Annotated in this window: 11 protein-coding genes and 1 pseudogene; 6 read left to right on the top strand and 6 right to left on the bottom strand. The window is 43.8% G+C overall.

Going from position 1 to position 13,349, the window contains the following annotated elements; translation table 11 throughout:
- Positions 1–230 precede the first annotated feature (230 nt).
- Both ygjK and ACED45_RS22830 read right to left on the bottom strand, forming a co-directional pair.
- Positions 231–2,921: an alpha-glucosidase gene (ygjK, locus tag ACED45_RS22835; protein WP_371715088.1), complete on the bottom strand. Its 2,691-nt coding sequence runs from the start codon at positions 2,919–2,921 to the stop codon at positions 231–233.
- 263 nt (positions 2,922–3,184) lie between these two features.
- Positions 3,185–3,949, bottom strand: a complete 765-nt coding sequence (locus tag ACED45_RS22830) for a transcriptional regulator (RefSeq protein ID WP_371715087.1) — start codon at positions 3,947–3,949, stop codon at positions 3,185–3,187.
- 678 nt (positions 3,950–4,627) lie between these two features.
- On the opposite strand from ACED45_RS22830, the pseudogene ACED45_RS22825 reads away from it, so the two are divergent.
- From ACED45_RS22825 to ACED45_RS22810, 4 genes and pseudogenes are all read left to right on the top strand, one after another.
- A pseudogene (locus ACED45_RS22825) lies at positions 4,628–4,808 on the top strand (helix-turn-helix domain-containing protein); the annotation flags it as partial.
- Between the two features lie 214 nt (positions 4,809–5,022).
- Positions 5,023–5,646, top strand: coding sequence for an HAD family hydrolase (locus ACED45_RS22820; protein ID WP_146491117.1), 624 nt, complete (start codon positions 5,023–5,025; stop codon positions 5,644–5,646).
- 37 nt (positions 5,647–5,683) lie between these two features.
- Positions 5,684–5,977, top strand: a complete 294-nt coding sequence (locus tag ACED45_RS22815) for a hypothetical protein (RefSeq protein ID WP_371715086.1) — start codon at positions 5,684–5,686, stop codon at positions 5,975–5,977.
- On the top strand, positions 5,953–6,516 hold the full coding sequence (locus ACED45_RS22810; RefSeq protein WP_371715085.1) for a hypothetical protein: 564 nt from the start codon (positions 5,953–5,955) through the stop codon (positions 6,514–6,516). The genes ACED45_RS22815 and ACED45_RS22810 overlap by 25 nt, the downstream gene beginning before the upstream one ends.
- Before the next feature lie 121 nt (positions 6,517–6,637).
- On the opposite strand, the gene ACED45_RS22805 is transcribed toward ACED45_RS22810, so the two are convergent.
- Together ACED45_RS22805 and add are read right to left on the bottom strand one after the other, a co-directional pair.
- Positions 6,638–7,222, bottom strand: a complete 585-nt coding sequence (locus tag ACED45_RS22805) for a sugar O-acetyltransferase (protein ID WP_371715084.1) — start codon at positions 7,220–7,222, stop codon at positions 6,638–6,640.
- 133 nt (positions 7,223–7,355) lie between these two features.
- Positions 7,356–8,354 (bottom strand): adenosine deaminase, encoded by a 999-nt coding sequence (gene add, locus ACED45_RS22800; protein ID WP_371715083.1) that lies wholly within the window; start codon positions 8,352–8,354, stop codon positions 7,356–7,358.
- 127 nt (positions 8,355–8,481) lie between these two features.
- Between add and ACED45_RS22795 the strand changes: the two genes are divergently transcribed.
- Both ACED45_RS22795 and ACED45_RS22790 read left to right on the top strand, forming a co-directional pair.
- On the top strand, positions 8,482–9,429 hold the full coding sequence (locus tag ACED45_RS22795) for a LysR family transcriptional regulator (protein ID WP_017061092.1): 948 nt from the start codon (positions 8,482–8,484) through the stop codon (positions 9,427–9,429).
- A gap of 117 nt (positions 9,430–9,546) precedes the next feature.
- Complete coding sequence (locus tag ACED45_RS22790; RefSeq protein WP_371715082.1) at positions 9,547–11,001, top strand: glutathione synthase; 1,455 nt, start codon at positions 9,547–9,549, stop codon at positions 10,999–11,001.
- Between the two features lie 100 nt (positions 11,002–11,101).
- Here ACED45_RS22790 and ACED45_RS22785 read toward each other — a convergent pair whose 3' ends face one another.
- Both ACED45_RS22785 and ACED45_RS22780 read right to left on the bottom strand, forming a co-directional pair.
- Positions 11,102–11,482 (bottom strand): hypothetical protein, encoded by a 381-nt coding sequence (locus tag ACED45_RS22785; RefSeq protein ID WP_017057786.1) that lies wholly within the window; start codon positions 11,480–11,482, stop codon positions 11,102–11,104.
- A gap of 64 nt (positions 11,483–11,546) precedes the next feature.
- The gene (locus ACED45_RS22780; RefSeq protein ID WP_371715081.1) at positions 11,547–13,280 is read right to left on the bottom strand and encodes a glycoside hydrolase family 3 protein; all 1,734 of its coding nucleotides are present in this window, start codon (positions 13,278–13,280) and stop codon (positions 11,547–11,549) included.
- Between the last annotated feature and the right edge of the window lie 69 nt (positions 13,281–13,349).

The raw sequence follows: 13,349 nt of genomic DNA, 5'->3' as shown, positions 1-13,349 counted from the left end.
TGGGTTTGGAGCTATTAGATCATATCTGTTAACAAAGTGCGATCCCGCCCTGGGGGTGTGACTTCATTCTCTTTCTCGATTAGATAAGGGGGAGATAGAGGTATTAGGCAAGCAGATAATAAAAAGCCACAGCATTTACTGTGACTTTTAAACCTGACTTGAAGAGGCTTAAGCGGTTGCAGATGCTAGGGGGATCATCTGCAACGCCTAATATCTAATGAGTGTGGCTGCTATTTGCCCACGAAACCGTTGTACAACATGTAAAGGTGCGCTGCACTCCAAGAGAAGTTATTCGCGCCCTGAACCTCACCCGTTTCTGGGTTGTAGTTTTCCTGAATCGGGGTAGCCTCTGTTAGGCCTTGCGCATTTTGGAATAGCTTGTCGACCATTTGACGCGCTTCTACACCGTACCCATAGTTGTCCATACCGCGCACACCAAAGTAGAACTGATCTAGCCACACGCGACCACGCCAGTAAATATCTGGGCCGTAAGCCGGGTTGTCCATTGATGCCGTACCTAGCGGAATCTTAGGTGAGTTAAACTTGCTAGTATTTAGCATGTTTTCCACGACTTTGTCCGCGTGTTCTTGCGTCGCTGCGTTGTTGAATAGCGGTGACCAACCTTCAGGGCCCATACCGCGTTTCACCAACACCGGACCTGCACATTGATTAGGGAGTCCATTTGGTATTACTTCGATATCGTAGTAGAAGCCCGTTGACTCATCGTACATACAACGGTTGATGTACTCTTTGGTGTCAGCAGCTTTTTCTGCAAACCCAGCGGCTTTGTCTGCTTTACCCAGTACGTCGGCGATTTGCGATAGGTATAGGTTGTCTGAGTACCAGTAAGACGCTTGGTCTACCGACTCTTGCATCAATGAGTAACCAGATAAGCTGTTTGAATCATCCGTGTTTTCGTTGAACTTCACCTCCCAATCTTTCTTCGCCTGAGCCAGCTTGTTCATATTCTCAACTGAATCATCGAGGTAAGTCACCACTGAACCGTCTGTGCCCATAGTGATGTCATACGTATTGTCGAAACCATTAGTGTCATGAGCGTAACGACCCATTTGGTCTATCTCTTCCGCTTTTTCTTGTGTCGGTTGTTCAGATAATCCTTGTAGGTTATCGATAGTGTCGATAAAGCCGAATACGCCTGCGTTATCACGCCCTGATTCCCAACCCGCTGCAACTTTCGCAGGTATGCTCATTGCTGTGTAATCACCAGAAGTCAGTAATTCATTGTACTTCTCGATACTCGTTTCTTTGATCCACGTATCGCCATTCGCTTCGTCTTTATATTGGAACTTCATGTCGTCCACAGACGCATCTGGTCCCCAAGAACCGTCATTCACATCATCTTCGAAAACGGTATGAATTGGATCTTTCGCTGCGCCATATTCCGGTATTCCGTTCTTGTTGGTATCACGAGCGCGTAACCACCAATCGTGGAATGCCACTAGCTTCGGATACATTTCTTCTAGCCACTTTTGTGCTTCTTCGGAACGGTTATGTTCGTCTTTCAGTGCCGTATACACTTCCCAAACAGCCCATGCAGCCAGTGATGGCTTAGTATTACGCTCGTTCCAGTTCAGGCCATCGGTCGCTTGAGGGAACACTTTTTTGTATTCTGCAGACATGCCTTCCCAGCGTTCAGCTGGTAGGTTGTAAGTCACGACATCAAGTAGGTAGCCCTCATCCCAAGGACGGACTGGATCATCAGACTGCACTTGGTATTGGAATACAGTGCGAATGTTTTCCATCGCTACATCTGGGTTGAAGTGTGACATTGCGTAAGCTTGTTTCCACGTATCCCATGGCCATGTCATGTTGCCTGAGAAGTAAGGGGCCGTAACGGAAGGCGTAACTGTGTCGTGGTCAATCGCACCCGCAGCACCACGCCAGTTCGCGTTCAATGTTTCCATTGCTTTTACTGCAACAAACTCATGCTCTTTTGAAGCCGCATCGTTGGTGAGACCGTTTTCTAGGTATTCTTCCCAGCGCATTGCTGAATCGTGCATGTAACCTTTTGGATCGGCCATCACTTTATCCAGTTTTGCAAACTCAGACGCTTGTTCTTTGGTGTTTTGAACGTGAGTGTAAGCTGTGTATAACGTGATCTCTTCGCCATCACCTAGAGAGGCCGTTTGCACGAAACCTTTCTTGTCGTCATTGATGGTAGAAGTTTCTGGTTTGATAGAACGCGTTACTTCGAACTTTGAATCGCCAGATGTCAACAATGACCATGAATCACGAACTGCGCCAAAAGAGACTTCTACACCACTGTCTGTCGCTGTAATTTCACGGGAGTAAGTTGGGTAAGCTTCTTCAACACTACGGACTGTGCTGTCTTCATTCTTGTATGCCGTGCCATCATCCGCACGATAGTTTTGCATCAACTCACCATCCCATTCACCTTGAATATCTAGCTTATTTGGGTTTTTGATGGTGGTTTTTACAAGAGAAGTACGATTAGTCACAAAACGCATTTCTAGCTCGGCTTCGATACCGTTATCGCCTGTATACGTTTGAATCAACGCACCTGGTTGTGAGTATGCGTTTGTCAGTTTTAGCGGCATTGGCTGGCCGTCGACAGTCAGAGCCAAACGGTCAAAACGTGCAGCCATGAATGATACGTATTCTTCGGTCAATAGCGCTGTACCACCTAGCGTGATTTCACCACCTTTGGTGTCTAACGTGTGGCCATGCCATGAGCCGTTATCGAACATTGGAATGTAGCGCAGGTGGCCGCCGTGCAAATCACGTAACGCCACTGGTACACCTGCACGATCGATGGTGTTGTGGAATTCGGTTGCTTTAAGTGTAGCATCCACATTCGAGCTATTATCACTACTGTTGCATCCGCTTAGTGTTAGAGCAACCCCGACAGCAATCGCACATAAAGACGTTTTAAACTGCATGTTATATCCTTTATTTATTGGTTTTTGAATCTGATCAGGCGAAAAAAGGTCGAGACATGCCCTGCCGAGTTTCGTGAAGAAGATTCAGCCTTATTTATTTCACTTATTGGTATGAGAAAAGAGCGCTATTTGCGTCTATTCTTTCTTTATTCAACTTGTTTAAATAACAAGTTATTAATTATTGAATAATATTGTAGCCTTGATGGATTACGATTAGATTCTTTCTCAATTAAATATAATTTGTTATTAGTGCGTGTTAATCATTATTCGTTTGCCATCGATATGGCTTTTAATAATTCACCGTCAATATTTGGAATCGTATCAGAAAGAAATATCTGATTGCCTGGTGTGTAGGTCATTAACACATTTCTGAGCCGTTCACTGCCTTCTCCATTCTTGTTTTGTACATCAAACTCAATCAGTTTGTTGTACACCTCGCTCGCCAGCTTCTCTTCTTGTTCTTCAGTAATAGCAATGCGTCCTATACAGATCGGAGGGCGCACGTCATGGCTGAATACTTCATCTCTAAAGCGCTTAGCAAACAACGTATCAAGCTTAGAACCTTCTTCAAAAATAAAACGGCCTTGATCTTTGAAGCGGTATTGATCTTCGCCTTTTAATTCTACGTAGTCCATCATTTCTAATGCTCGAAAATATATGGCTACTGACGTATGACTCAGTTGATATTTATTGGCAATATCTTGTGGTGACCATTTTTTTCGTCGCAATAGATACCAAAAATCAAATAAGTACGGATATTGATGGAATATTTCACTATTTATATCCGTAATAAACTGTTCGTTCTCTTGCTGTAACTGTTTGCCTCGCATAGATAATTCTACTAAGTCAGTATCTAAATGAGTCGCGTACGAGAGTATTTTATCCAGCCCTAAAGACGTGTTGTGCAGTTGTCTTTTAATGGTTGAGAGAGGAATTCCCATCCCAGCAGAGAGATCGGAATAACAAATCCCCTTCTCTTTGATTTTTTCTCGTAAAGCAGCAAGTAAATACGTTGCAGAATTATTCATCTAACAATGCCTGTTCTATTTTTGTCAGCATCCCTGATAATAAATTCAAGAGAATCCTACCCTTGTGATTTTGGTTCCAAATATTTTTAATATTAACTATGAGTTGAGTTTTGCAAATTTGAGAATTTTACTTGTTGTTTATTGAACAAGTTTTACTCAATGTTACTAACGTTTAACTCATTATCAGTATGGGGTGAGTATAATTGTTTTGATGCGTAAAATTAAGTTCATATCGGTTTTTAGTAAAAATTTTCTTACGAGAGATTAATTTGTTGGGTGGGAAGTATCAATAAGTTGTACTTGGGAATTTAGTCTAGATTGATATCACAAAGTATTCTTGATTAACTGGTATTTTATTGAGGAGGTGACCAGTAAAAATATTGTTATAAGGAGTAAGGAGGTTAGTTAAATGGAGAGTGTAATTATTGAAGCGTAATCATATTATATAGTTATTCCCCAAACTTCCTATATATTTATCCTATTTATTACTCGATCTTAAAATTACTTGGTATCTCACCTTTCTCTCTTTGCTTGATAGGCGGAAGGATGAGATTACCTGCAAGTAGATAAGAAAAAAGCACATCCAATAGGACGTGCTTTGAATGTTTGAGCTTTCTGAGTCGCGAGCTACATGGCTAAGTTTTCATTTCTTAACTTGGTGAGTGCTTTTAGATGGCTTTGTCTTTTGAATTCGCTAGCGGGTTATGACAGAGCAAGATTATTCGATCTTAGATATTGCGCTTCAATTGGGATACGCAGATGCCTCACAATTTATACGAGCGTTTAAGCGATCGAACGGATAACACCGCTTCAATGGAAAAAGAACAAAAAGAGTGCAGGTGATGACATAAACGTATAACGCACCGACCATATTCCCATCTGAAGCTGATTTATGTTGATGATTGACTCGTTAGTGAATATTGAGAAGGCCGTCGTAATGATGGTCTTTTTTGTACTCTATTGGTTGTATATTCTACTCGAGACTTTTAATTTATAAACGTTCGCTATGAATCTTGATGCGTGGCACTTTGTGTCTTTTTTCCATCAATAACATGGCGATCACGGGAGTATGTATGAGTTCTAATGAAATCAAAAATGTGGTGTTTGATGTGGGCAATGTCATTGTGCGTTGGGCACCTCTGGAAATTGCCCGTCTTACTTTTGGTGATACTGAAGACTTGGAGTCTCGAGCTCGTTCTATTTTCCAAAGCACGATTTGGTTGGATTTGAACAAAGGATTCTTGACCGAAAGTGAGGCCAAGCTTCGTTATCAACAAGAACTCGACTTATCCCCGTTAGAGTGCGAACGCTTGTTTTATTACGTTAAGCAAACGCAGATTTTACTGCACGGTTCAGTTGAACTCATCGAGCGTGTAAAGCGATCTGGGTATGGTGTGTATGCGCTTACCGACAATGTGGTCGAGATTGTTGATTACTTAAAAAATACCTATCAATTTTGGGCGTTGTTTGATGGTGCGGCAGTCTCCGCTGAGCTTGGTATGCTTAAGCCACAACCTGAAATCTACCAAGCGCTTTTATCTAATTATGGGCTTAAAGCTTCAGAAACCGTCTTCCTCGATGATATGCCTTATAACGTTGAAGGTGCGAGATCTGTGGGTATGGCTGCTATCCAGTTTACTGATGCCGTTCAGTGTGAAAACAGCTTGCAGGCGCTTGGCGTTAATTTAATAGATTGACACCTTGACAAATGAGTTAAATTTGAGGATGTAGAAAATGAAAAGATACCCACCTAAGTCTATCGTTACATTCTTGTTTTTGACCATGTCGGTGCTGGTTTTAGTCGTGGCTTTCGTGCTTCAAATTCGCGGTGAGCAAGCATGTGATGGTTGCTATGAATCAGATAAAGGACAGTTCAAGTTTGTCCTTTACGATGGAACTTCACCTGCGATAATTCCAAGTATTCACAACGAGCTATTACTCAAGCAGGCTCCTTTGATGAAGAGCTTCGGCCTGGACTCAATACCGGTCATAACAGTGAGGGTATGGCAAAGCCAAAGGCCTACTTAGATGAGCAAGAGCGTAGCATTGGACAGCGATATGCGTTTTCTACAGGCTACATCGAGCCTAAAAGTAATGAAATCAGGCTGCTTTATTTTGGTGGTGAAATTCAACGAACAGCATTGCATGAATTTGTGCACTTACTGACACTTCAAATCAACCCCAATTTTGCGAATAACCCTCGTTGGTTGTGGGAAGCGGTGGCTATCTATAAATCTGAAGATTATTGGTTCCACATGAATAACAGGAATGCCATCAAAGCCCGTTTTGATGGGCTTGTTCAAGAGTTATATATCAACCCTAATGGTGGTTCAACAATCTATGAAGTCGGTTATACTATCGGTGAGTTTATCGAGCGTTCTTGGGGGGAGGAGGCTTTTATCAAGCTCATAAAGAGTAACGGTGATGTATCTGGAATAACGAATGAGCCGATAGAGTTGCTATTTTCAGGGTGGAAGGATTTTGTGAAAAATACCTATCTTAGTTCACCACAAAGCGAGTATGAGAAGGCTTTAGAACGGAGCCCATTACAGGCCTCAGAGCAGTGAATGAGATGAACTGTGTAGAAAGTTAATCGTACGATAGAACAACGCTGTTTATTAGATTAAGAGCCGTGTTATTGAAACATGGCTCTTTTTGTTTTTAGGTTTGGATACGCAACTTGCTTGTTTAGTCGTGGGCTTGTTCGGCATTCAAGTGTCGAATCAACTTGGCAGGTGTACCACCGTATAGGCAGTTTGGCGGTACATCGCTGTTGACCACAGAATTAGCTGCGATAACCGAACGAGCGCCAATCGTCACGCCTTGGTTGATAACGGAATTACCGCCAACCCACACATCATCTTCGATTGTTATTGGTAAGCAGAAGGTTTCCCATTTACGGCGGCTACGATAATCAAGGGAGTGTGATGGCGTATAGAATTGGACGCTTGGTCCAATTAAAACATTGTTGCCGACTTTGATTCTCGCACCATCTAGCATTACTACGTTCATATTGATGAAGGTATCTTCGCCAATCTCGATGGTTTTACCAAACTCACAATGAAAAGGGGGCTGGATTAAACTGCTACTGCCGACTTTCCCAAATAACTGCTCTTGCAATGTGTGTTGCTGGTCTGGGTCTTGATGGTTGTTGAAAGCTATTAGCGATTTTCTGGCATTGGAACGCATGGTATCAATTTCTTGGTCTGCACCATCATATACTTGCCCAGATAGCATCTTTTCTAGTTCAGTTTTAACGTTTGTATTACTCATGCTTGCCCACTTTCCGAGAGTCTCGGTCTAAATGACGAATACTGCAAGATTAGCGATTTTCGGGCATAAAAAAAGAGAAAAGCCTCAGCCTTTCTCTTCCTGTTTTTCTACTTAGCAATCAAGATTGCTTAAATTAGATTTGCTCTACAAAATCCATTAGGTGCTGTTTCACTTCATCTGAAGCAAACGCACTTTCTACAGAGTACTTGTAGATTTCTACGTAATCTTCTTTTGTTAAGCTGAATGTTTCACACACACGCTTCACTTCGTTAGTCATGGTTGTGTTCGACACAGTGCGGTTATCTGTGTTGATCGTTACAACGATGCCGTCTTTCTTGAATTCAGCAATTGGGTGGTCGCTGAATTTGTGAATACATTTAGTTTGAACGTTACTTGTTGGGCAAGTCTCAAGTGCAACTTGCTTCTCTTTAACGATGTTGTACGCGTCTTCGTTACCTTGGATGTGAACACCGTGGCCGATACGCTCAGCATCCAACATAGTTACTGCATCGTAAACGTTTTGACCATGCCATTGCTCACCAGCGTGCACGGTAATGCGGTAGCCTTTTTCAAGAGCGTATTGCGTGTATTCAGGGAATTCAGCGCAGAAACCTGGCTTTTCGCCACCAGCGATATCAAATGCAACCACGCCTTTACCTAGGTAAGGTTGGCCTGCGTCGATTACGTTTTTGATAGAATCTTTAGGGAACATACGAAGTACAGACATGATGTAGTTGCCCTTGATGTCGTATTTCTCTTCAGCACGCTTCATGCCTTTAACTGCGCTTGCAATGATCGTATCAAGAGACAGACCTTTATTTACGTGCAGGATTGGTGCAAAGCGAACTTCTAGGTACTTAACGTTTTCTAGTGCAGCGTCTTCGTAAAGCTCGAAAGAGATACGTTCAATCGCTTCTTCAGTCTGCATCACTTGCAGTGGCAAGCTGAAACAAGCCAGGTACTCATCTAAGTTTTTGCAATCTTCTGGCACCGTTAGAGATTGAACAACCGCATCGCGATCTTCAGGCAGTTCGATTCCGTACTGTTTCGCCAGATCAATAATGGTGTCTGGACGAACACTTCCGTCTAGGTGGCAGTGCAAATCAATCTTAGGGAGTGCTAGAAAATTCATGAGTATTCCTTAGGTCTATTATTTTTTTGAGTTATTAACTCATAGGTTACATGGGCTTAAATTAACAAGTTTGTGATATGATTTAAAGTGACATAAAGTCATCATTAATCTGAATCTAAGGAATATCATGGTAGATGTTAAGAGCTTACTCAAATGTGATATGAATTTACTGCTGTGTTTACACGTGTTGCTTGAAGAGCGCAGTGTGAGCAAAACGGCAGAGCGATTGTTCCTTAGTCAGTCTGCGGTGAGTAAGCAACTCACCAAGCTACGCTCTTTGTTTGATGACCCTTTGTTTGAACGCGAGTCAAAAGGTCTGTTTCCAACCCCGAAAGCCACCTCTTTAGCGCCTAAGATTCATCAGATCCTTCTGCAAGTTGAACAGCTAACCGTGCCGGACATCTTTGAACCGAAAGATAGCGAACGCACTTTTAATATCGATCTTGTTGAAACCGCTTATACCGCGATTTACCCTAAATTTATGCCTAACGCGCTGGCAGATGCGCCGAACATTACGGTAAACAGCACTACTTGGAGCAGCGAAACTTTTAAGCGCTTACTAAAGCGTGAGGTCGATTTTGGGATTGGAATTTTTGAGCTCGATGAAAGGGCGAGTACCCACATTCAAAACATTCCTGCCGAGCTGAACCATGTCGAATTGCTGCAAGATTACTCTGTGTGTTTGATGCGCAATGATCACCCAGTGCTTCAAGAAGAGTGGAATCTGCAAGCCTTCCTTAAATACCGTCATATTCAGTTAGTGACCGGTGGCGTTGGCGACTGGTTGCTACTGGAAATCTTACAAGCCAAACAGCTTCAAATTAACAAAGCCGCCAACGTGTCGGACATCACCAGTGCAGTAAAGCTTTGTAAGCAAAGCGATTTGCTGATGTGTTATCCGTACAACTCGGTTCGTGACTATATTGAGAGTGGCGAGCTGGTGATGAAGCCGATTCCCATTGAGTTGGTTCCCGGTGGTTTGTTTTTGCTTTGGCATCGTTACTTTGACTCTGAACCAAGCCACAAATGGCTTCGCGACCTCATTGTTAATAAGACTCAAGAACCTCAGCTGTAAACTTCAAGCTACGATGATCAAAGCGGCGAAATAACTTTTTGAAATTTATTTCGTCTTTTTAGAATGAGCATCGTCTTACTACGGGTGCTAAATGCCCGCCAAGAATGAGATATCTAAATGAATTCAATGCCATTGATTCCGCAGCAAGTAATTGAAGAGGCTTGTGAGTGGGCCATTATGCACGGTGTCGCTTTTCGTCAGTCTGACAATGCCGCGAGACATTGCCCTTTTAGCCTTGCTCCAATGAGTATTGAGCGTGAGGTTTTTGAACACCTGTTGAAGGTGACGCCGCTGATCACCAAGCTCATCAATAATGTTTCTGAAGACCACGACTTTTTACAGTCATCATTGAGCGATATGGCGAAAGCCGACCCGTTTTTTGGTCGCTTGATGGAGTTGCACCGACAAGCACACGGCAGTGCGGATGAGCGCTTGAATCCAGCGCGACAACCTTTGTTGATGATGCGTACTGATTTTATGGACGATCGCCAACACGGTGCAAAAGTGATTGAGTTTAATGGCATTGCGGCAGGAATGGCGCCTTTTGGTCAACGCGCTACAGAGTTCCACTCATTCATGCAAAACCAATGGCCAAACGTTTATAACCATTGGTTGGAAGAATTGTCAGCAACACCAGCTGAAAACCAAGGCTTAACGCAGTTGGCTTATGGTATCGCTAATGCTGCAAGGCAAGTGAAAACCGATTTCGATGAGCAAGATAAACCAGTTTTCTTGGTGGTGGTTCAGAAGAACGAAGACAATGTATATGACCAACATTTGCTTGAAGTTGAGCTGCAAAAACAGGGCATTCGCACGGTTCGTCGTACCTTTGAACAATTGAGCTGTCAGCTTTCAACAGGAGATAACCAACGTTTGTTGCTGCAAGATGTTGGTGCGGTCGATGTGGTTTATCTAAGAGCTGGCTATCAGTATTCAGATTACTGGGCTCCAGAACTCAACGAATCGATTTGTTGCCACACACTAAGTCAGACTCGCTTGTTTATGGAACAACACCATGTCGCAATGAACGCGACCATCAGCCAACAGTTAGCGACCAGTAAAACCATGCAAATGCTGCTGACCATGATGCCAGCAACAGAATACACACGCTGGAGTTTAACGTTAGAAGAAGCCGAATTGGCCAAGAGTGTATTAGCCGATATGAAGCCAATCACCAGTGAATCAATAGAGTGGTTTAACACGCAAGCTAATAAGCAAGAGTGGGTGTTGAAAAACCAAGGTGAGGGCGGCGGTCACTGCGTATTTGGTGATGACATCAGTGAACAATTGAACCAGCTTAAACCGGAAGAATACGACGCTTGGGCTCTGATGCAGCGCTTGTACCCACATGAGCGAGACGTGCCGACCATTGCAGTGCGTGATACCCAACAAACGCTCGTGACAGACTTAGTCAGCGAAGTGGGTTTGTTCACCGCTTACTACAAAGGTGAGCCAGTAACAGAGCTAGACGGCTACGCGGGCTATTTAATCCGCAGCAAACCCGCTAGCGAAAATGAAGGTGGAATCCACAGTGGCAAAGGCATTCTCGATTCGCTGATGTTGATTAATTAACTCCTGATTCTGACAGATAGCAGATAAAACAAAGGCCAGCATGTGAACGTTGGCCTTTTGTTGGTCGCGATTTTGTGGTTTGAACGAGTGCTTAGTCGCGTTATGCCGGAACCTTAAAACAAGAATCTTGATTGCTGTATTTTGGTACGAAGCACAGTTTGTCTGCCGACATCTTTAAGCCGTTTTGCATCTGGATATGTGTTACCGCCCAGATCACGCAGCCGTGAGGTAAATTGAATAGCGAGCGAGTTTGAGTGAACAACACGCCGTCATCATAGGCCGGTGTAATGTTCGTCGCTTTACCTTGCCACGCTTTATGAGTGGTTTGCACATCAATATTTGGAACAATCAATGAGAGCATTTCTGGCTCAACGTCCTTTACGACTTTCAAGCAGATACGACACCCATCGTAGTATTGTTCTATCCAGATCTTATGTGGAATAGCGTGATCATCCCAACCCAGTTGTAAGATATGTTCCATGACTTTGTCCTTGGTATCTAAGAAGGAAAGGCAGTGCTCAACACTGCCTGAATTAGCTCAAATATTATTCGTAACTTAAACCATGTCCGAACGGGTAAAGGGTGTCGGCTTGATCATACCCAGGGTAGTCTGAGTCTTGGTTTTGAATGGCTTGGGCACTGTTCGCTAGAGCAAATGGCAGTTTTCCTTGAGGAGCAAAGTTGCCTGAAAGCACTTCCATTAGGTTACTGTCCGAGACACCAAATGTCGCTATCACGGCGCCGGCTTGCTTAAGGTTACTTTGATCGTCTAGCACGAAGGGTTGTCTAAAGTTGATGGACAATACCGTTTTGTCAGCGCCCACTTCGTTCATGACGGCTTTAATGTCGCTTAGGCTTGGTTCAATATGCCAAGATGCAGCTGTATCCATTTCACTGAACGCAAGAATATCGAGCTCGTCTGGGTTTGCACCACCAAAGATAAGATCAGGATCTGAGCCTTCATTAGATACGCGAACACGAATAACCGCATAGTCCGTATCGGCTGGTACTGGTGGACGCGTTTCTCCCGCTTCGTAATCACCAGAAGTCACGGCAAAGTTGTACTTGTCGTCTCCTGCAATGTTTTCGTCCATTCCCATGACATACAGAGCAACAGGATCTTGTGCGGTTGATTCAGCTAAAGGTAAAGTCTTATTGGTATTTTGAAGTAAGACGACAGATTTTTTCTGTGCGTAATCAGCGCGTTCTTGGTACTTCTCGTTGCCTAAAATCTCTTGGGCTTTTTTCTCATCAACGTAAGTGTTTTCGAAAAGGCCAAGCTTGAATTGTTCTTCAAGTAAGCGCGTTACGGATAGGTCGACACGCTCTTCGGTGAGCAGATCCTTTTCGACCAGTTTCACGATGACTTCTTTATCATGGAAACCTGAAAGCACATCAACGCCTGCTTCGACCGCCATTGCAACCTGTTCATCAATCGTTTTGTGTTCCACACCCCATGCTCGATCGCCAATAATGCCGGTATCTGAGTTCACGTTACCTGTGTAGCCTAATTCGTCTCTGAGCAAATCGGTGACAATGCCTTTTGAAAAGGACATACCAACATCATTTGGCATCCACTTTTGATCTACAGGGATGCCGTAGTAAGGCATGATTGAAGAAGCGCCAGCCTCAATTGCGGCAATAAACGGTTTTAGGTGATAATCAAAATTGTTCTGTGGATAGACTTGGTTCTTACCGAAGTCATAGTGTGGATCACCGCCGTTTTCTTGTGGACCGCCGCCAGGGAAGTGTTTGATGGTTAGCGCGATACTGTCTTCGTTGACCTCACCGCCATCCTGCAACCCTTTGATCAGTGAGCGCATAATGTCAGACGCTAAATCTGCATCTTCGGTAAAGGTCTCATGCACTCGATACCAGCGAGGTTCTGTTGCCAAATCCATCATGTATCCGTACATACTGCGCAGGCCGATTGAAGACCATTCGTCATTCATGATGCCAGCAAATTCAGTGATCAAATCCATGTCACGAGTGGCTGCTAAACCTGCCTCTTTAGGCCAAGCAGAAAAGGCACCTGAAGAAACGTTGATCCCTGCTTTAGCTGATGGATCTATGTGGTTACGAGCATTGGATTTGAATAGAGCGGGGATACCCATTCGCGTCTGTTCACGCAGTTCTTGAACACTATTCATGAACTGGGCAGCTTCTGTTGGGGTTATCTGACAGCCTGAACGGCCAGCATCACAACCAGGTGTGTTAGTTGGGTTTTCAACTACGCTGTTACGGAAGATAAAGCGCGTCATTTGGGCATCGGCAATCATGTCTTGCCCGGCACTGGGCTTTGTTTCCTAATTGGATCTCAGATAGAAACGGCCAGTATGGGTGATTAT

It is taken from the genome of Vibrio crassostreae (genome assembly GCF_041439375.1).
GTDB lineage: Bacteria > Pseudomonadota > Gammaproteobacteria > Enterobacterales > Vibrionaceae > Vibrio > Vibrio crassostreae_D.
The sequence above is the reverse complement of the archived record's forward strand: the minus strand, read 5'-3'. Positions and strand labels throughout refer to the sequence as shown.